Consider the following 18,077-nt stretch of genomic DNA (forward strand, 5'->3'; position numbering starts at 1 on the left):
AGTTGCATGGCTAACTAACCCATCCTCGTTCGATGAGCGGCACGTCCCACGCCGGCTCCGGACCCAGCCGCTCGGCGAGAAATTCGACCAGCGCTTTCACCTTGAGCCCTTGCCGCTGCGTCGCGGGATAGACGGCTGCGAAGTTCATTGGAGAGAGCGCGTAGTCCGGCAGAATCGGCACGAGCGAGCCATTGAGCAGCGACGCGCTCGCGACGAGCGTCGGCAGGCACACCACGCCGCCGCCCGTCAGCGCGTAGTCGTGCAGCAAGTGCACCGAATTCGAACGCACGATGCCCGGCAGTTCTATTTCGACGACCTCGCTGCCGCGCGTCATCGTCCAGCGATTGCGCGACGGATAGCCCGAGTAAAGCGCCGTCCTGTGATCGAGCAGTTCGCGCGGATGCCGGGGCGCGCCATGTTCGTTCACGTAGGAAGGCGCGGCGCAAAAGAGCCGCCGGACGGTGAAGAGACGCCGCTCGATCAGCGATTCGGAGATCGCCGGAAAGATCTGGAACGCGACGTCGAAGCCCTCTTCGATCGGATCGACGACACGGTCGTTGACGATCACGTCGAGCTGGATGCCGGGATACCGTCGATTGAATTCGGCCAGCGATGCGCCGAAGTGACCCAGCGCGAAGCCCGGCAACATCTGAATGCGCAGCCGCCCGGTCGGTGTCGCGCGCAACTCGCGCATCTGGTCGGTCAGTTCGTTGACGCGCCCCACCACTTCCGCGCAGTCCCGATAGAACGCCTCGCCGACATCGGATAGCCTGACGTGCCGCGTGCTGCGATGAAACAGCGGCACATTGAGGAATTTCTCCAACTGCTGAATGCGCGTGGTGACGACCGAACTGGCGACGCCGAGCTGCCGCGCCGCTTCCGCGAAGCTGCTGGTCTCCGCCACGCGCACGAAGGCCTCTATGCTGAGAAAACGATCCATGCTGGTCCCTTTCGAGCGTGTCCAGCATGTCAGTGTATCCGCAGCGCGCGTATGCGCTTACTCGGGCTGCTCGCCTCCGACGAGCCCCACGCCGCGCGCTTTTCCGCGCACGCGGGCGGGCGCGGTCTCTTCGAGCAGCAGGCTCACGCCGATGCCCAGAATCACCGCGCAAATCGGGAGCCAGAGAATATTCTGGATTCCGAATCGTGTAGCGACGAAACCCGCGATCGCGGGCGCCACGCCGCCGCCGAAGATCTCGCCCGCGCCGACGACGATCCCGATCGCCGTCGACACCATGCCGATCGGCGCCGCTTCCGTCGCGACCGGCCCGGACAGCAGCGAAACGAGGCCGAGCGTGAAGAACGACGCCACGAACAGCACGATGAACAGAACGAGCGGCTGCGCCCCGACGCCCCGAAACACGTACAGCATGACGGCCGTGCCCGCGAAACCGGCGATGCTCGCAAGCCGCCGTCCGACGAGATCGGAGAGTCCCGGCAACGCGAACTGGCCGACGAATCCGCCAAAGCCAATCGCCGATACGACGATGCCCATGCGCTGCGTGTCGAGCGCGAGATAGTCGGTGAGGTAAAGCGGCAGCATCGCGCCGAGCACGAAGACGCCCGTCATCGCGCAGAAGAGCGCGACCATCGCGACGGGAATGTTGCGGCTCTTCAGCACGTCGCGCCAGTTGCCCTTCGCGGCCTGCTGTTGCGCAGGCGCCGACGCCGGTTCGCGAATCACGAAGAACATCAGCACGCCGAGTATCAAGCCGGGAATGGACACGAGCGCGAACACCCAGCGCCACGACACGACGTTGAGCAGTTGCGTCGCGATGATCGGCGAAAGCGCAAGCCCGAAGAGTGCGAATCCGCTTTGCTGCAGCCCGAGATTGAAGCCGCGCCGCTTCGGATGCGAGGCGTCGGCGGTCGCGGCGAAACTCGTCGGACAGAACGAGCCTTCGGCGACGCCCATCAGCGAGCGCACCGCGAGCAGGCTGGCGAGGCCGCCCGCGACGCCCGAAATTCCGGATAGCAGCGAAAACGCGATGATCGCGGGAATCAGCACTTTGCGACGTCCGATCTTGTCGGAGATGCCGCCCATCAGCGCGGCGAACACGCCCCACGACAGCCCCAGTATGCCGATGCAGTTGCCGACATCCTGCGCGGTGAGATGCAGGTCCTTCATCATTGCCGGAAAGAGCGGCGCGATCAGCCATCGATCGAGGCCGACAAGGGCGAATCCGAGCGCAAGCAGCGTCACGGCTTTCCATTCGTAGGACGTATCCCACCGGTTCGAGGTCATCTTTGTCTCCTGAGTCAGAATCGCGCGCCGCGTGGTTGAAATGCGGCATCGTCGACGCAACAGAGGGTGACTCAGACGCGCTTCGAAAAGAACGGGCGAACCGCCGAATGCGTCATTCGCGATTCGCAAACAATGGCGCGGCTGCAGCGCTCGCCGGGCTGCGCGAAGCAGTTCGAGCGGATTTCCGCTCAACTAGGGATACTTCCGATAGACGCCCCGAACCGGAGGAAAACGCAACATGAAAACACTATCGATGATCCCGGCGCTCGCCATTGCGCTCGCCGGTTGTGCCGCAGGCGGCTCGCAGCCAGGCGCGCCGAATCTGAGCGCTGCGCAATGCCGCGATCTCACCGCGCTCAGAAACCACGCGCCGCTGACGCGCGAGCGCAATCTGAGCGAACTGGCCGCGCTCGAACGAGCGGGCTACGATCCGTCGAAATTTTTCGACCCGTACTATCCCGACGATCTGCATGCGGCGCAGCGTCAGGTCGATATCTGGTACCGGACGGAATGCCCGGAGGCGCGGACGAATTGAGGCCAAAGGGCTGTCGATATAATGGCCCTTCCGTTCAACGAGGTTATCGCATGAAATCAGTCATCGCTCTGCTCGCCGCATCCGCCATCGCAACCACCGCGTTCGCCGCCAACACCACCGAGAAGCTGCCGTCGGGTGTCGTCGTCGAGCACCTCAAGCAAGGCACCGGCGCGCAACCCACCGCCGACGACACCGTGAGCGTCAACTATCGCGGCACGCTCGCCGACGGCACCGAATTCGACAGCTCGAGCAAGCACGGCGGCCCCGCGACCTTCCCGCTCAACCGCGTGATTCCGTGCTGGACGCAAGGCGTGCAGAAGATCAAGGTCGGCGGCAAGGCGAAGCTGACCTGCCCGGCCGCAACCGCCTACGGCAGCCGCGGCGTCGGCACGATTCCGCCGAACAGCGACCTGACGTTCGAAGTCGAACTGCTCGAGATCAAGAAGTAATCGAAGCACGCGCAATCGCGGACGATGCGCTTTCTAAGCCGCCTCGTCCCGCAATTGCGCGAGCGATGCACGCTGCCTGCCGTTCGCGTCGAAGTTATCGTCGGCGAGCCAGCGTTCGAAGCCGCGCCGGATGCGCGGCCAATCCTTATCGATGATCGCGTACCACGCCGTATCGCGATTGCGTCCCTTGTAGACGATCGCCTGCCTGAAGATGCCTTCGAACTCGAAGCCGAGCCGAAGCGCCGTCTTGCGCGAAGGCGCGTTCAGGCTGTCGCACTTCCATTCGTAGCGCCTGTAGCCCAAATCGTCGAAAACATAGCGCATCAGCAGATATTGCGCTTCCGTCGATATGCGCGTCTGCTTGAGCAGGGGCGAGAACGTGACGCTGCCCATTTCGATGACGCCATGCACAGGCTCGATCCGCATCAGCGCGAGCGTGCCGACCGCCTTGCCGCTCGCCGAATCGATGACCGTGTAATGCAGCGGATCGGCGGACGCGGCGGCTTTCGCCAGATAGTCGCGAAAGGTTTCGAAATCCGCGAACGGCCCGACGAAAAGATAAGTCCAGTCGCTGCCGTCCGGCGCCCGACCGTAGGCATCGAAGAGATCGGCCGCGTGGCGATCCACGTCGAGCGGCTCGATGCGGCAATGCCTGCCGTCGATGCCGATGCGCGCCGGGCGCTCACGCGTTTTCCAGTCCGTTACCGCTTCGCCGATCGGCTGCTGATATTCGTTGGTTCTCGTCATGCGTGAAGCGCTCCGTTGCGTGAAAGGGCAACTCGCAGTCTAAAAGCTCGGCCATCGAAAATCGAGCGATTCTGAAATTTCCGAATGCGGCGCGTGCCGCGAACCTCGCCTTCGTAAAACTTCGCGCTTCTGTTCGAGCCCTCGTCACGACCAAGCCGCGCGGACACGGACCCGGCCTCGGGCTCGCGATCACGTCGCCCATCGTCGACGGATTCGGCGCGCGGATCGCGGCTGTCAATCGCGAAGAAGGTGGCGCACAATTCACCATCGCATTCGTGGCGGCGAACGGCCGGAGCATCGACAGTGCATGAAAGCATGAACGTTTCGACGCGCTGGACACGGTCATCGAGGAACTCAAACGCAAGGAGAAACGTGATGGTCGCAAGCAGAGAAAATGAGCCCGCCCGCACGAACAACCGCACGAGCAACCGCACCGCATCGGAGCGCAAGTCCGAGCGCGAGATGGTCATCACGCGCATCTTCGACGCGCCGCCGCGGCTCGTGTTCGAAGCGTGGACCACGCCCGAGCTTTTCAGGCAATGGTGGGTGCCGAAGTCGAGCGGTGCGACCCTGCTCTCGTGCGAACAGGACGTGCGTGTCGGCGGGCGCTATCGGCTGGCGTTCGCTCATCCAGAGGCATCGGCGCCCATGGCGTTCTTCGGCAGATACCTCGACGTGGTTCCGGATGCGCGCCTCGTCTGGACCAACGAGGAAAGCGACGATGGCGCCGTCACGACCGTGACCCTCGAAGAGAAGGATGGCAAGACGCTGCTCGTGATGCACGAGCTGTATCCGTCGAAGGAAGCGCTCGACGTCGCCATCGAGGGAATGGACGAAGCAATGCCCGAAACGTTCGAGCAACTGGACGAATTCCTGATTCAGCGCGGCGCGTTCCCCGGTAGGTCTTGATGAACGCAAATATGGCCCGATCAGCGCAAGCCGATCGGGCCATTTGTCATTTCGCGTGAAGTACGAGCGCGATCAGAACTGGTTCATCGTGTTGTCTTTCCCCGCCGCCTTCAAAGCCGCTTCGCCGCTGAAATACTCCTTGTGATCGTCGCCGATGTCCGAGCCGGACATGTTCTGGTGCTTCACGCACGCGATGCCCTGACGGATTTCCTTGCGCTGCACGCCCGCCACATAACCCAGCATGCCCTGGTCGCCGAAGTATTCCTTGGCGAGATTGTCGGTAGACAGCGCGGCCGTGTGATACGTCGGCAGCGTGATCAGATGATGGAAGATGCCCGCTTCGCGCGACGCGTCGGCCTGGAAGGTGCGGATCTTTTCATCGGCGAGCTGCGCGAGTTCGGTCTGATCGTATTCCACGCTCATCAACTGGGCGCGGTCGTAGGCCGAAACATCCTTGCCCGCGGCCTTCATCGCGTCGTACGCCTGCTGGCGGAAGTTCAGCGTCCAGTTGAACGACGGGCTGTTGTTGTACACCAGCTTGGCGTTCGGAATGACCTTGCGGATCTCGCTGACCATGCCGCCGATCTGCGCGATATGCGGTTTCTCGGTTTCGATCCACAGCAGGTCGGCGCCGTTCTGCAGCGCGGTGACGCAATCCAGCACGCAGCGCGCCTCGCCCGAGCCGGCACGGAACTGGAACAGGTTGCTCGGCAGGCGCTTGGGACGCAGCAGCTTGCCGTCGCGCTTGATGATGACGTCGCCATTGCCCAGTTCGTCCGCCGTCAGTTCTTCGCAATCGAGGAACGAATTGTATTGATCGCCCAGGTCGCCCGGTGTGCGCGTCACGGCAATCTGCTTGGTGAGGCCCGCGCCGAGCGAATCGGTACGCGCCACGATGATGCCGTCGTCGACACCGAGTTCCAGGAACGCGTAACGGATCGCGCGAATCTTGGCGAGGAAATCCTCGTGCGGCACGGTGACTTTCCCGTCCTGGTGACCGCACTGCTTCTCGTCGGACACCTGATTTTCGATCTGGATGCAGCACGCGCCCGCTTCGATGAACTGCTTGGCAAGCAGGTACGTCGCTTCCGCGTTGCCGAAACCCGCGTCGATGTCGGCGATGATCGGCACGACGTGCGTCACGTGGTTGTCGATCTTTTCCTGAATGGCGGCCTTGGCAGCGCCTTCGGCCGCATCGAGCTGACGGAACAGGCCGCCGAGCTCACGCGCGTCGGCCTGGCGCAGGAACGTGTACAACTCGCGGATCAGCGCGCTGACCGAGGTTTTTTCGTGCATCGACTGATCCGGCAGCGGACCGAACTCGGAGCGCAGCGCGGCGACCATCCAGCCGGACAGATAAAGGTAACGGCGCTCGGTGCTGTTGAAGTGCTTCTTGATGGAGATCATCTTCTGCTGGCCGATGAATCCGTGCCAGCAACCGAGCGACTGCGTGTACTTCGACGGGTCGGCGTCGTAGGCGGCCATGTCGGCACGCATGATTTTCGCCGTGTACTTCGCGATGTCGAGGCCCGTCTTGAACTTGTTCTGCGCACGCATGCGCGCGGCATATTCGGGATTGATGGCACTCCACGCGCTGCCGTGATTCTCTTTCAAACCGGCAACTGCCTTGATGTCGTCTTGATACTGGGCCATGTGACTCTCCTAAGAACAAAGCGCGTTAGATGAATAGTCGAAGCGAAACCGCATGACTACATGGTAACGCCGTTTCTTCGCTGGCAAGCCAAGTCTTATATAAGACACAAGACAGTATTTATCCTTTCATATCAACGAGATAGCCGACCGTTTTTGCGATGCAAAACACGCTTTCAAGCCGCGAAAAGTCAAAGCGTCGCACGCGCGGCGCGTGTCCCGCGATGTGAAACGCGCTTTCGAAAAATGGATGCGTGCGGCGAGCCGCCGGGATCACTCGACCGCGGCCAGCGCCAGATCGATTCCCGATTGACGGATGCCCGTTGCGGCAGCCGGGGCGAGGCCATCGTCGGTGATGACCTGATCGAAGCTTTCGAGACTCGCTACCTTGTATAGCCCGACCGTGCCGTATTTCGAACTCGCGACCGTGAGCACGTTGCGCGAGGCGGCTTCCATCGCAGCGAGCTTGACTTCGACTTTCGGCGCGGAAGGCGTGGTCACGCCACGGCGCAAGTCCCACGAACTCGCCGAGATGAACGCGACGTCGAGCACGACCTGGCGCAGCGTCGCCGCCGCGAGCGTGCCGACGCTCGACAGGTTCCGGTGATCGAGCTGTCCGCCGATGTGTATGACGTTCACATGCGTCGCGCTGGCGAGTTCGCGCACGATCTGGAAGTCGTTGGTCACGACCGTCATGTCCGACAGCTCGACGATATGCGGCACGAACGACAGCATGGTCGTGCCGGCATCGAGATAGATCGACATGCCGGAGCGCAGACCTTCTGCGGCGCGGCGCGCGATGGCCTGCTTCTGCGGCTGTTCGACGACCGCCTTCGACTGATGGCTCGGCTCGCTGTTCAGATGACTCGCGATCCGCACGCCGCCCGGCACCGTATAGACGAATCCGGCTTCCTCGAGTGCGGCGATATCGCGCCGCACCGTCATGTGCGAACAGTTGAACGATTCCATCAGCTGATGCACCGACAGCACCTTGTCCCGGCGCAACTGGCGCAGCATGGCCTCGCGCCGCTGATCGGGAATCAGCGGGACATCGGATGCATCGGGTTTGGCCTGGCTCGACATGAGAAAACCTTCATTAAGCGCCCCGGCGCGCGGGCTCGCCGGGGGTCGCTTATCTTAGCCGATGAACATGTTGATGAGCAGCACCCCCGCGAGCCCGACCAGCGACTGCACGCACAGCATCAGCGTCCACGTCCGCAGGGTCTGCGAGACCGTCAGCTGGAAATACTCCTTGAAAAGCCAGAAGCCGGAGTCGTTCACATGCGACAGCATCACCGCGCCGGATGCTGTCGCGAGCACCATCAGTTCCGGCGAGACGCCCGGATGCGACATAAGCAGCGGCGCGACGATGCCCGAAGCCGCCACCGTCGCGACCGTCGCCGAGCCGACGCACACGCGCAGCAGCGCGGCGATCACCCATGCCAGCACGAGCGGGCTCACGGCCCAGCTCGCCGTGTGCGTGACGATGATGGTGTCCAGATGGATCGATGTCAGCATCTGCTTGAAGCCGCCGCCCGCGCCGAGAATCAGCAGGATCGCCGAGAGCGGCGCGATGCCCTTGCCGATCATCTTCTGCATGTCCGCGAGCGGGAATCGCGCCTTGATGCCGAGCGCGAAGAACGCGAAGATCACCGCGGCAAGCAGCGACAGGATCGGATCGTTGAGCGACTGGAAGAACACGTATTGCCCGGTGCCCTTCGTGCTGTAGTCCATCCCGACGGTGCCCGCGAGCATCAGTCCGGGCGGAATCAGCAGGCACAGCACGGACAGCGCGAGCGACACGTCGGTGGCGTTCTCCGCATCGGTGCGCGTGCCGCCGGGGCCCTTCGAAAGATCGGGCGCCGGGCCGAAGCTGCGTCGCGCGAACGCGGTGAAGAGCGGACCGGTAATCACCGCCGCCGGAATCGCGATGATGAGACCATAAAGCAGCGTGAGGCCGGTGTTGGCGTGATACGCGGTCACGGCGAGCGTCGGCGCCGGATGCGGCGGCAGCAGACCGTGCGACACGTAAAGGCCGGCGGCGAGCGGCAAGCCGATATACAGCAGATGGCTGCCGGTGCGCCGCGCGATCGTATAGACGAGCGGCGCGAGCATGATGAAGCTCACGTCGAACAGATGCGGCATGCCGATCAAGAGCGCCGCCGCGCAGACCGTCCACGGCGCGAGCCACAACGGCCGCTTGCCGACGAACGCATTCGCGATGCGGTCCGCGCCGCCCGTGCCGATCATGATGCCGCCCAGCACCGCGCCCAGACCCACGACCGGCCCGGTGCGCGCCAGCGCGCCGCCGAAGCCCTTCGTGAAGCTGTCGATCGCGTGCTCCGGCGTCACGCCCGCCGCGAGCCCGAGTCCGAGCGCGACCAGCGTCAGCGCGATGAACGGACTCAGCCTGTATCGCGCGATCAAAACGATCAGCACGACAATCGCGATCACGGCCATCGTGATCGTCCCGAATTCTCCCCGCATGGTGTCCCCTTCCTGCTTCAGTGTTCGAATGATTTCGTCGTTATCGGAACGTGCGGCGCTCAGGCGCAGCCCGTCGTCCATGCGCTCAACAGCGCTTCGTCGGGGTTGTATAGATCGGCGATCGTGATGAGTTCGCCCGCCTTCACATCGCGTGCGAGCGTCGTGTGAGCCGCGAGATACAGCGGCGCGACATCGGCGGGGGCGTTCCTGCGATCGAGCAGCACGGCCTGCACGCCGGTCACGTCGTGATGATGGCCGCCCATGTGGAGCACCGTGCCCGCGGCGATATCCACGTTCGCGCGGCCCGCCAGCACGACGCATTGCGCCGGCTTCGCCGCGCCCGACGGACGCCCGTGCAGCACCGCGTCGAGCAGCGTGATCGGCGTCTCGACGCCCATGAAGTGATACGGCAGATACAGGCACGCGTAGCGGCCGTTGCGGCTCACGACGTGGCCCTTTTGCGCGAGCAGTTCCCACGTCGGCGCATCGAAGGTACGCACGACGACGAACACGCCGCCCGCGAAGCTCGCCTCGTCGGGACGGCGCAGCATGTTGAACACGTCGATGACGCCCGAGCGCGACAGCACGCCGCCGTCTTCGCGCAGCGCGTAGATGTCGGCAAGTTCGGTCGTGCGCGCGACCGGGTAATGCAGCAGTTCGACGTCGGATACGAGGTTCGTGTTCGTCGCGACGACGCTCATCTCGCAGTAATCCGCCGTCGCCGATGTCTTGCGGCCGCGCAGCGCTTCGCGGCGCGCGGCGAGCGTCGCGGGAATGTCGTCGCCGAGCGACATGAGGCCGGCGAGTTCCGGCGCTTCGAACGTCTGATCGAGCTGTGTGACCTTGCCGGTCGCATCGTCGAACACGAGGTCGTATTCGCTCGACTTGCCCGCCGCGACGACATCGAGCCCCAGCACGCGCGCCCACGTCACCCAGCCGATCAGGTTCGACGGCTGATCGCCGTCCGCCGTCGTGTAGACGACGCCCTGGCGCTGGGCGAGCCGCGCGAGCGACACGCCCGCGACCGAATCGACTTCCTTGCTCACCATCGCGACGTGGCGCTTCGCGATGAGCGCCGCGACCGCCACGCGATAGCCCACCGACGGATTGCCGGTCGCTTCGACGAGGATGTCGTACTGCGCCGAGGCAATCAGCGCGACGTCGGCGACGAGCGCGATCTTGCCGGCGTCGAGCGCGGCGACGCTCGCGGCATCGGCGCATTCGACGAGCGCGGCTTCATCGAAACCCAGCTCGATGCACATCGCGCGCAACCCGGCGACGTCGAGATCGCACAGGACCGCCGGAAAGAGGCGCGCCATCAGCCGCGTCTGCGCGAGCAGCGTGCGGGCGAAACCGCCCTTCGCGCCGGTCAGCGCGTAACGCACCGGCTGGCCCGCGTGCGCCGACGAAGCCGGGGAAAACAGAAGTTCGAAGTTCATCTTGGGATCCGCGCAAAAAAGCGTTGCCGACGCACGTTAGCCGGCGAACGGGGTGACAGGTCGCGGACACAGCCCGCGCCCAATGGAGCAGACGTTAACGCTCTTTATCACTACAGTCAATTTTTTTAACATCGATTAACACGGAATGTTCACTGCGCCGTACAATCGGCCGCCGGAGGGAACACCATGCAAACAAGCCATCGCCGTCCCGTTCTGGGATGCATCGCCGACGATTTCACCGGCGCCACCGACCTCGCCAGCACGCTGGTGCGCGGCGGCATGCGTACGATCCAGACCATCGGCGTGCCAGCATCCGCCGTGCTCGACGATGTCGACGCGCTCGTCGTGGCGCTCAAATCGCGCACCATCGCTGCGGACGACGCCATCGCGCAGTCGCTCGCCGCGCTCGACTGGCTGCGCGGCCAGGGCTGCCGTCGGTTTTTCTTCAAGTACTGCTCGACCTTCGATTCGACCGATGCGGGCAACATCGGACCGGTTGCCGAGGCGCTGCTCGATGCGCTCGCCGACGGCGGCAAAGGCGACTTCGCGATCGCCTGCCCGGCGTTTCCGGAGAACGGGCGCACCGTGTATCGCGGACATCTGTTCGTCGGCGACGCGCTGCTCAACGAATCCGGCATGGAGAACCATCCGCTCACGCCGATGCGCGATCCCAACCTCGTGCGCGTGCTGCAGCGTCAGTCGAAGTCGACAGTCGGCCTGATCGCGAGCGCGACGGTCGCGGCGGGCGCCGATGCCGTGCGCGACGCGATCGCGAAGCTGCGCGCCGACGGCGTGCGCCTCGCCATCGCCGATGCGCTCACCGATGCCGACCTGCGCACACTCGGCGAAGCGTGCGCGGAGTTGCCGCTCGTCACGGGCGGCTCGGGCGTCGCCATCGGATTGCCGGAAAATTTCCGCCGCGCGGGACTGATCGAGCCGAACGACAAGGCCGCCGATCTTCCGGCCGTCAGCGGCCCGGCGCTCGTTCTGGCAGGCAGCGCGTCGAAGGCAACCAACGCGCAGGTCGCGGAATGGCTCGAGACGCGCCCCGCGTACCGCATCGATCCGCGTGCGCTCGCGCGTGGCGAAGCCGCCGTCGAGGCAGCGCTCGCTTTCATCGATACGCACGCGACGCAGCCGGTGCTGGTCTATGCGACCGCCGCGCCCGACGAAGTGAGCGAAGTGCAACGCGAGCTGGGCGTCGCGGCGGCGGGCAAGCTCGTCGAGGATGCGCTCGCCGCCATCGCCCGCGAGGCGAAGGCGCGCGGCGTGCGCAAGTTCGTGGTGGCGGGCGGCGAGACCTCGGGCGCGGTGGTGCAGGCGCTCGGCGTCGACATGCTGCAGATCGGACCGCCGATCGATCCGGGCGTGCCCGTCACGGTCGCGCTCGGCGAGACGCCGCTCGTGCTCGCGCTCAAGTCGGGCAACTTCGGCGCACGCGATTTCTTCGCGAAGGCCCTGCGCTATGCCGAAGGAGAACGTTCGTGATGACCGACGCGAAATTGCGCGAGGAAATCTGCGCGGTCGGCGCGAGCCTCTATGCGCGCGGCTATACCGTGGGCAGCGCGGGCAATATCAGCGCGCGCTGCGACGATGGCTGGCTCATCACGCCGACCGACGCCTGTCTCGGGCGGCTCGATCCGGCGGACATCGCGAAGGTCGATGCGCAAGGCCGGCATGTGTCGGGCGCGCGGCCATCGAAGACGCTGGAACTGCATCGCCGAATCTACGAAAACAACGCCGACACGCGCGGCATCGTGCATACGCATTCCACTTCGCTCGTCGCGCTGACGCTCGCGGGCGTATGGAGCGATGAAGACGTGCTGCCGCCCATCACGCCGTACTACGTGATGAAGGTCGGGCATGTGCCGCTCGTGCGATACCGGCGTCCGGGCGACCCGCAGGTGGCCGCGGAAATCGCGCGGCGTGCGTCGTCCGTGCGGGCCGTATTGCTCGAACGGCTCGGGCCGGTAGTGTGGGAACGCAGCGTCTCGCACGCTTCGTATGCGCTCGAGGAACTCGAAGAAACCGCGCGTCTGTGGCTCATGACGACGCCGCGTCCCGCTCCGCTGGATCAGTCCGCCATCGCTGACTTGTGCGCGGCTTTTGGCGTGCGCTGGTAGCGGCGCAGCAAGCGAATCGGTGAGATGTGCGTTCGATCGTCGACAGAACGCCGTCGCGATCAGAACTTGTGCACCAGGCCGATCCCGATGCCGCGCGAGTCGCTGCCGGGCGCGACCGAAAGGGCCGAACGCTCATCCCTTGCCGAGCGGCGGCCGGCTCGGAAATCCCGCGAGATTGCTCAACTGGGCCAGCTCATTGGAAGCTTCGAGCAGCAGGACCGAATACTCGTGAATCTTCTCGGCGGTCAGCCGCACGCGCGGACCGGCGAGGCTGATCACGCCAACGCAGCGCGAGCCGCTGACCACAGGCACGGCCACCGCCGACATGCGCGGCGCAAACACCTCGTCGATCATCGCGTAGCCACGCACGCGCGCCGCGTGCAGGAAACCGAGTAGCGCCTTGAGCGTCGTCGGCGCATTGGGTCCGAACTCGTTCGGCTGCCCGAAGCCCTGCTTCAGCACGAGCGCGGCCGCGCGTTCGTCGGACATCGTCATGAGCCATGCGTGTCCGGTCGATGTGCACGAAAGCTGCGCTGCCTGGCCCATGTCGGGATCGTAGCGAAAGCCGGTGCGTTGCCCGTCCGCCTTCCCTACCCAGATGATCGCTTCACCGTCCACCAGCGACAGACGCGCCAGTTCGCCGGTCCGCGCGGCGACGCGTTCGATGATCGGCTGGGCGATATCCGCGATGCCCGTGAGACTCAGGAATTCCAGCCCGTTCGATGTCATCCGCATGGTCAGGATGTAGCGGCCCTGATCGGCCATCTGCCTGACATAGCCGCCTTCGACGAGCTCGACGAGCACGCGGTGGCATGTGCTGCGCGGCAAGCCGAGCGCATCGGCGATGGCCAAAAGGCCCGCGCCTTCGCCTTGCGACGCGAGAAAGTCGAGGACACGCAGACCGTTTTTCAGCGACATCGTTTGGCTATTTTCGTGATATGAAACGCAGTTCCGGTGCGGAACGCCTCGCTTTGGCAGCGCAAACAATAGCATCTGTTCGTCACCAGAAACGAACGTTTGAAGATACCGAAAATTCAGGAGACGTCATGTCAGTCATCGCTGACCCAAACATTGCCGCGAGCGAACGATCCGCACAGGCTCACTTGATGGCGCGTCGCGCGGTGGCGGGCGCCACCGTCGGTACGGCGCTGGAATGGTTCGACTTCGCGTTGTACGGCGTGGTCGCGGCCACGATCTTTCCCAAGCTGTTCTTCCCGTCCCTCGACCCGACCGCCTCACTGCTCGCATCGCTCGCGAGCTTCTGGGCCGGGCTTGCCGCGCGGCCCCTCGGCGCGGTGATCTGCGGCATGCTCGGCGATCGCTGGGGACGCCGCAACCTCATGCTGATAACGGTCTCGGTGATGGGCGCGTCGTCGTTCCTGATGGGACTGCTGCCCACTTATCAGCAAGTCGGCATCCTCGCGCCCACGTTGCTGGTCTCGTTGCGCATCGTTCAGGGTTTCGCGCTCGGCGGGGAATCGACGGGCGCGCAATTGATGGCCGTCGAACACGCATCCGCTTCGAAGCGCGGGCTGTATTCGGGCCTGCTCGGCATTTGCTCGCCGCTCAGCCAGATACTCGCCAATCTCGCGCTCTTCACGTTGTCCGCCTTGCTGTCGGCCGATGACTTCGAATCGTTCGGATGGAGAATCCCGTTCCTCGCGAGTTTCGTGCTCGTGCTGCTCGGCATCTATATCCGCATGAAGGTCAGCGAGACGCCGGCATTCGAGGCGCTCAGGAAGAAAGGCGAAGGCGCGCGCGCCGCGAATCCGCTCGGCGTCGTATTCAAGTTCCACTGGCGCACCGCGCTGCGCCTCACGCTGTTCTTCTGCGGCCCGGCTGCGCTGTTCTATCTGATCGTGGTGTTCTCGCTCAGCTATCTGACGAAGAACCTCGGCGTGCCCAAACAGACCGGCTTCATGCTGCTGATGGTCGCCAATGTCTGCGCCATCGTGGGCGCTCTGGCGGGCGGCTATCTGAGCGACCGGATCGGGCGCAAGCGCGCGCTGATGATCGGCTCCTTCTGCACGCTGATCTGCTGCCTGATCTACTTTCCGATCCTCAATCAGCACTCCATCGCCATGACGATGGCCGTGATGGGCGCCTTCCTCGGCTTCACACAGTTCCAGAGCGGCATTCAGCCGGTGTGGTTCGCAGAATCGTTTCCGACCGAAGCGCGCTACACGGGCTCCGCGCTGTCCTACTCCGGCGCCAATCTGCTCACCGGCGGACCGATGCCGATCGTCGCGGTCGCGCTGCTCAATGCCTTTCACGGTTCACCGTGGGCCATCGTCGCTGTCTGCGGCTCGCTGAACCTGCTTTCCTTCCTCATGATCGCGACGTCGCGGGAAACCAAAGACACGTCCCTCGAACGCAGCGCTACCCACTGACACCATGGCTCGCAAACTCTACATTCTCAACGGCTCCAATCTGAACATGCTCGGCGCACGGGAGCCGCACATCTACGGGCATACGACGCTAAAGGACATCGAACAGAACTGTCTCGCGCTCGGCGAGACGCTCAAGTTCGACTGCGTATTCCGTCAGACCAACAGCGAAAGTCAACTGATCGACTGGATTCAGGAGGCGTTCTTGCAGGACGCCGCGCTGATCATCAACCCGGCAGGTTTTTCGTTCGGGCGGATTCCGGTGCTCGACGCGGTCAAGCTGATTCGCCGGCCGGTGGTGGAAGTGCACATCACGAACATTCATCGGCGCTCAGAGGAGTATCGCCATTCGACGATCTCGGTGGCCGCCACCGCGGTCATCTGCGGAGCCGGCGCGAACGGCTACTTGCTCGCGATCCGCGCGGTCGACGACCTCTGGGGCGATCAAAGCTGAGTCTCGCAATACGCGGCCGCTGCGTCCGTCAACGCAAGGCCGCGCAATTCTTCCGGCGACGCCCAATGCACGGCGATGATCTCGCGATTATCGAGCCGCAATTCGGGCATCGCATCGAGATGCAGCTCGAAGAAATGCACGGTGTCGCGCCGCCCGTCCCATATGCCCCACGCGCTGCCCGCAGGGCGTAGCGGATGCGACGTGAGGCCGATCTCTTCTTCGAGTTCGCGCAGCGCCGCGGCATGAGGCGTCTCGCCCGGGTCGATACTTCCGCCGGGCAAGTTCCATTCGAGCCGATACGACGGCTTCACCAGGAGGAGCATCGATCCGACGTAGATCGCCACGAGCGCGCCTTCGTGCTCAGGCTGTCGAAGGCTCCACCACGCGCGCGCGAGCCGGAACGCGACGCGAAGCATCACGCGCCAGACAGAGTCGATCAGCGTGGCCGGCCGCGCCTGGTCTTGATTGCGCGTGGGGGCTCGCTCCTTTCGTTGCATCGTCAGAGAGTCTTTCCGTTTCGTTGCGTTCATGCGGCACAGTTTATCGCGCGTGCTCATGCAGCCTGAACCGCGTCACCGCGCAATCTGAACACCGCCACCGCGTCACGCAGCGACGCGGACTGTTCCGCCAGCGCGTGCGCGGCCGCGGACGCCTGCTCGACCAGCGCGGCATTCTGCTGCGTGACTTCGTCCATTTGCGTCACGGCCAGATTGACTTGCTCGATGCCGCTGCGCTGCTCTTCCGACGCCGCCGAAATCTCGCCGACGACGCCCGTCACGCGTTGCACCGAACCGACGATATCGGCGATGATCGCGCCCGCATCGCGCACCAGCGCCGCACCGGTTTCGACGCGGCCCGTCGACTGTTCGATCAGCACCTTGATCTCCTTCGCCGCCGACGCGCTGCGTTGCGCGAGCGAGCGGACTTCGGCCGCGACGACCGCAAAGCCGCGCCCTTCCTCGCCGGCGCGCGCTGCTTCCACGGCCGCGTTCAACGCGAGGATGTTGGTCTGGAACGCGATGGCATCGATGACGGCGATGATCTCGCTCACCTTGCCCGAGCTTTCGGAGATGCCTTGCATGGTCTCGATGACCTGCTCCATCGTGTCGCCACCGGACGCAGCGGTTTGCCATGCGGTTTGCGCGAGCGACGACGCAGCGGCCGCGTGCTCCGCGTTCTGCCGCACGGTCGCCGTGATTTCCTCCATGCTGGCCGCGGTTTCCTGCAGTGATGCGGCCTGTTCCTCGGTACGCGAGGACAGATCGAGATTGCCCGATGCGATCTGCGCGCTCGCGGTCGCGACGCCTTCCGCGTTATGACGCACCTGCCCGACCACCTTCGCGAGACTCGTCTGCATGTGCTTGAGCGCGACGAGCAGTTCCGCGATTTCGTCCTTGCCGCGCGCATCGAACTCGAGCGACAGATCGCCCGTTGCAACAGCCTGCGCGCAGCCCAGCGCACGATTGAGCGGACGCGACACGCTGCGGCTGAACACATATCCGCCGATGAGCGCGAGCGCCAGCACGACGAGCATCAACGCGATGCTGGCGAACGATGCCTGCCGCGCATCGGCGTCGGCTTGCGCGGAGACGCGGGCGCTGTCGGCGGCGATTTTCCTCGCGGCCTGTTCGAGCAGCTCGGCCGGTTCACGGTCGACGCCTGCAACTGCGCTATCCCCGGCAGATGCCTCGAATCCCGCCGACTTGAACGCTTCGAAGCCGCGCCGGTATCCCGTGCCCATCGCGAGGTGCGCGGACGCGAATCGCTCGATCAGATCGCGGCTTTCTCCTGCGGGCAGCGTGCGCTTGAGTTCGTCCGCGAGCTTGTTGACGGTGCGCTCGCGGGTTTCGAAAGCGCTCCAGTACTTCTGCAGCTTCTGCGGATCCTTGCCGCGCAGGAGCGTGTCCTTCCACTCCTGCACCTGCAGCTTGAACGTGACGAGCATCTCCGAAACCATGCGCTCGCTGGCGACGTTGGCCGCGACTTCGGTGCGGTACGCGTCGATGGAGCCGTTGAGCGCGAAAATGCCATAGAGGGCGCCGGCGAACATCAAAACGAGCGCGGCGGCGAATGCGAGGGGAATCTTGAGACTGAGTTTCATCGGGAAAGTGTGGATAGACGCTGCGAGCGCTTTGGGACGCGGATCGCTGGTTTATCGGCAACCCCGGCGGGAACTGGAGGGCGGCGAGCCCGAAAAACGCCATGAGCCGCCCGTTTGGGATCAGTTACGGACGGCCATTCCATCGACGAACCGGGCTATTCTGAAATGGCGCTTTGGCCCCCCGCCTCGGCGCGCTCGCAACGCATGGCCCGCCCTCTCTCACGGCGGGCTTTTTCTCGTATCGGTGACAGATTGAGCAAAGAATTGACGGTAATCGACCGCCATATTCAAGACTGCAAGGGGATGATCGCCCGGCAGCAGACGCGCCTCGCAAAGCAAAGGCAACTCGGACGCGAAGATCAGTCTTCCGCGTATCTTCTACGCTGCCTGCAACATAACCTGCATGCACTGATCGGCGCGCGCGTCGCGTTTTGCTCTTCCGACGTGCGCGATTTGTCCCTTCCGTCCCTCTGATCACGATGCAAAGCGCCGTGAGCGCTTCATACGAGTCTCGCTCTCCACACGCCTGAGCATTTTTACGTCGTCTTCAT

General features: G+C 64.3%; 18 protein-coding genes and 1 pseudogene. 8 read left to right on the top strand and 11 right to left on the bottom strand.

The window, feature by feature from the left end; all coding sequences use genetic code 11:
- Positions 1-10: 10 nt before the first annotated feature.
- Positions 11-940: a LysR family transcriptional regulator gene (locus NCS02_RS26750; RefSeq protein WP_008346907.1), complete on the bottom strand. Its 930-nt coding sequence runs from the start codon at positions 938-940 to the stop codon at positions 11-13.
- A gap of 57 nt (positions 941-997) precedes the next feature.
- Positions 998-2,245, bottom strand: coding sequence for an MFS transporter (locus tag NCS02_RS26755; RefSeq protein WP_250520099.1), 1,248 nt, complete (start codon positions 2,243-2,245; stop codon positions 998-1,000).
- 238 nt (positions 2,246-2,483) lie between these two features.
- Between NCS02_RS26755 and NCS02_RS26760 the strand changes: the two genes are divergently transcribed.
- On the top strand, positions 2,484-2,780 hold the full coding sequence (locus tag NCS02_RS26760) for a DUF4148 domain-containing protein (protein ID WP_175981500.1): 297 nt from the start codon (positions 2,484-2,486) through the stop codon (positions 2,778-2,780).
- A 50-nt stretch (positions 2,781-2,830) separates the two neighbouring features.
- Entirely contained in the window at positions 2,831-3,229 is a 399-nt protein-coding gene (locus tag NCS02_RS26765; protein WP_008346914.1) for an FKBP-type peptidyl-prolyl cis-trans isomerase, read from the top strand.
- 36 nt (positions 3,230-3,265) lie between these two features.
- On the opposite strand, the pseudogene NCS02_RS26770 reads toward NCS02_RS26765, so the two are convergent.
- Positions 3,266-3,976 (bottom strand): annotated as a pseudogene (locus NCS02_RS26770) (GNAT family N-acetyltransferase); the annotation flags it as partial.
- Positions 3,973-4,449, bottom strand: a complete 477-nt coding sequence (locus tag NCS02_RS26775) for a hypothetical protein (RefSeq protein ID WP_250520100.1) — start codon at positions 4,447-4,449, stop codon at positions 3,973-3,975. The pseudogene NCS02_RS26770 and the gene NCS02_RS26775, both read right to left, overlap by 4 nt.
- On the opposite strand from NCS02_RS26775, the gene NCS02_RS26780 reads away from it, so the two are divergent.
- Complete coding sequence (locus NCS02_RS26780) at positions 4,439-4,885, top strand: SRPBCC family protein (protein WP_239295253.1); 447 nt, start codon at positions 4,439-4,441, stop codon at positions 4,883-4,885. The two genes, NCS02_RS26775 and NCS02_RS26780, sit on opposite strands and share 11 nt — an antisense overlap.
- 72 nt (positions 4,886-4,957) lie before the next feature.
- On the opposite strand, the gene NCS02_RS26785 is transcribed toward NCS02_RS26780, so the two are convergent.
- From NCS02_RS26785 to NCS02_RS26800, 4 genes are all read right to left on the bottom strand, one after another.
- Positions 4,958-6,538 (bottom strand): isocitrate lyase, encoded by a 1,581-nt coding sequence (locus NCS02_RS26785; protein ID WP_008346921.1) that lies wholly within the window; start codon positions 6,536-6,538, stop codon positions 4,958-4,960.
- A 270-nt stretch (positions 6,539-6,808) separates the two neighbouring features.
- Positions 6,809-7,618, bottom strand: a complete 810-nt coding sequence (locus tag NCS02_RS26790; RefSeq protein ID WP_008346923.1) for a DeoR/GlpR family DNA-binding transcription regulator — start codon at positions 7,616-7,618, stop codon at positions 6,809-6,811.
- A gap of 54 nt (positions 7,619-7,672) precedes the next feature.
- Complete coding sequence (locus tag NCS02_RS26795; RefSeq protein ID WP_033537184.1) at positions 7,673-9,022, bottom strand: GntT/GntP/DsdX family permease; 1,350 nt, start codon at positions 9,020-9,022, stop codon at positions 7,673-7,675.
- 59 nt (positions 9,023-9,081) lie between these two features.
- On the bottom strand, positions 9,082-10,461 hold the full coding sequence (locus NCS02_RS26800; RefSeq protein ID WP_008346927.1) for a homoserine dehydrogenase NAD-binding protein: 1,380 nt from the start codon (positions 10,459-10,461) through the stop codon (positions 9,082-9,084).
- A gap of 186 nt (positions 10,462-10,647) precedes the next feature.
- On the opposite strand from NCS02_RS26800, the gene otnK reads away from it, so the two are divergent.
- Positions 10,648-11,949 carry a 3-oxo-tetronate kinase gene (gene otnK, locus NCS02_RS26805; protein WP_250523366.1) on the top strand — a complete coding sequence of 434 codons (1,302 nt, stop codon included), beginning with the start codon at positions 10,648-10,650 and terminating at the stop codon, positions 11,947-11,949.
- Complete coding sequence (gene otnC / locus NCS02_RS26810; RefSeq protein WP_008346930.1) at positions 11,949-12,584, top strand: 3-oxo-tetronate 4-phosphate decarboxylase; 636 nt, start codon at positions 11,949-11,951, stop codon at positions 12,582-12,584. The genes otnK and otnC overlap by 1 nt, the downstream gene beginning before the upstream one ends.
- Positions 12,585-12,716: 132 nt before the next feature.
- Here the strand turns inward: otnC and NCS02_RS26815 are convergent, their stop codons facing one another.
- On the bottom strand, positions 12,717-13,502 hold the full coding sequence (locus tag NCS02_RS26815; protein ID WP_250437389.1) for an IclR family transcriptional regulator: 786 nt from the start codon (positions 13,500-13,502) through the stop codon (positions 12,717-12,719).
- Positions 13,503-13,690: 188 nt separating this feature from the next.
- On the opposite strand from NCS02_RS26815, the gene NCS02_RS26820 reads away from it, so the two are divergent.
- Together NCS02_RS26820 and NCS02_RS26825 are read left to right on the top strand one after the other, a co-directional pair.
- A complete protein-coding gene (locus tag NCS02_RS26820) occupies positions 13,691-14,974 on the top strand; it encodes an MFS transporter (RefSeq protein WP_008346933.1) in 1,284 nt (427 codons plus the stop codon).
- Positions 14,975-14,978: 4 nt separating this feature from the next.
- A complete protein-coding gene (locus NCS02_RS26825) occupies positions 14,979-15,425 on the top strand; it encodes a type II 3-dehydroquinate dehydratase (RefSeq protein WP_008346936.1) in 447 nt (148 codons plus the stop codon).
- On the opposite strand, the gene NCS02_RS26830 is transcribed toward NCS02_RS26825, so the two are convergent.
- The gene (locus NCS02_RS26830; protein WP_250520103.1) at positions 15,416-15,922 is read right to left on the bottom strand and encodes an NUDIX domain-containing protein; all 507 of its coding nucleotides are present in this window, start codon (positions 15,920-15,922) and stop codon (positions 15,416-15,418) included. The two genes, NCS02_RS26825 and NCS02_RS26830, sit on opposite strands and share 10 nt — an antisense overlap.
- Before the next feature lie 56 nt (positions 15,923-15,978).
- Positions 15,979-17,526 carry a methyl-accepting chemotaxis protein gene (locus tag NCS02_RS26835; protein WP_250520104.1) on the bottom strand — a complete coding sequence of 516 codons (1,548 nt, stop codon included), beginning with the start codon at positions 17,524-17,526 and terminating at the stop codon, positions 15,979-15,981.
- 114 nt (positions 17,527-17,640) lie between these two features.
- Between NCS02_RS26835 and NCS02_RS26840 the strand changes: the two genes are divergently transcribed.
- Positions 17,641-18,000 carry a hypothetical protein gene (locus NCS02_RS26840; RefSeq protein ID WP_250520105.1) on the top strand — a complete coding sequence of 120 codons (360 nt, stop codon included), beginning with the start codon at positions 17,641-17,643 and terminating at the stop codon, positions 17,998-18,000.
- The last annotated feature ends 77 nt before the right edge of the window (positions 18,001-18,077 follow it).

The organism is Caballeronia sp. NCF2 (assembly GCF_023631205.1).
GTDB classification, from domain to species: domain Bacteria; phylum Pseudomonadota; class Gammaproteobacteria; order Burkholderiales; family Burkholderiaceae; genus Caballeronia; species Caballeronia zhejiangensis.

Coding starts and splice junctions, on each gene's coding strand:
- otnC (WP_008346930.1), top strand. CDS start 11,949: ATGACCGACGCGAAATTGCGCGAGGAAATCTGCGCGGTCGGCGCGAGC.
- NCS02_RS26760 (WP_175981500.1), top strand. CDS start 2,484: ATGAAAACACTATCGATGATCCCGGCGCTCGCCATTGCGCTCGCCGGT.
- NCS02_RS26755 (WP_250520099.1), bottom strand. CDS start 2,245: ATGACCTCGAACCGGTGGGATACGTCCTACGAATGGAAAGCCGTGACG.
- NCS02_RS26815 (WP_250437389.1), bottom strand. CDS start 13,502: ATGTCGCTGAAAAACGGTCTGCGTGTCCTCGACTTTCTCGCGTCGCAA.
- NCS02_RS26785 (WP_008346921.1), bottom strand. CDS start 6,538: ATGGCCCAGTATCAAGACGACATCAAGGCAGTTGCCGGTTTGAAAGAG.
- NCS02_RS26750 (WP_008346907.1), bottom strand. CDS start 940: ATGGATCGTTTTCTCAGCATAGAGGCCTTCGTGCGCGTGGCGGAGACC.
- NCS02_RS26825 (WP_008346936.1), top strand. CDS start 14,979: ATGGCTCGCAAACTCTACATTCTCAACGGCTCCAATCTGAACATGCTC.
- NCS02_RS26790 (WP_008346923.1), bottom strand. CDS start 7,618: ATGTCGAGCCAGGCCAAACCCGATGCATCCGATGTCCCGCTGATTCCC.
- NCS02_RS26780 (WP_239295253.1), top strand. CDS start 4,439: ATGGTCATCACGCGCATCTTCGACGCGCCGCCGCGGCTCGTGTTCGAA.
- NCS02_RS26835 (WP_250520104.1), bottom strand. CDS start 17,526: ATGAAACTCAGTCTCAAGATTCCCCTCGCATTCGCCGCCGCGCTCGTT.
- NCS02_RS26830 (WP_250520103.1), bottom strand. CDS start 15,922: ATGCAACGAAAGGAGCGAGCCCCCACGCGCAATCAAGACCAGGCGCGG.
- NCS02_RS26820 (WP_008346933.1), top strand. CDS start 13,691: ATGGCGCGTCGCGCGGTGGCGGGCGCCACCGTCGGTACGGCGCTGGAA.
- NCS02_RS26800 (WP_008346927.1), bottom strand. CDS start 10,461: ATGAACTTCGAACTTCTGTTTTCCCCGGCTTCGTCGGCGCACGCGGGC.
- NCS02_RS26765 (WP_008346914.1), top strand. CDS start 2,831: ATGAAATCAGTCATCGCTCTGCTCGCCGCATCCGCCATCGCAACCACC.
- otnK (WP_250523366.1), top strand. CDS start 10,648: ATGCAAACAAGCCATCGCCGTCCCGTTCTGGGATGCATCGCCGACGAT.
- NCS02_RS26795 (WP_033537184.1), bottom strand. CDS start 9,022: ATGCGGGGAGAATTCGGGACGATCACGATGGCCGTGATCGCGATTGTC.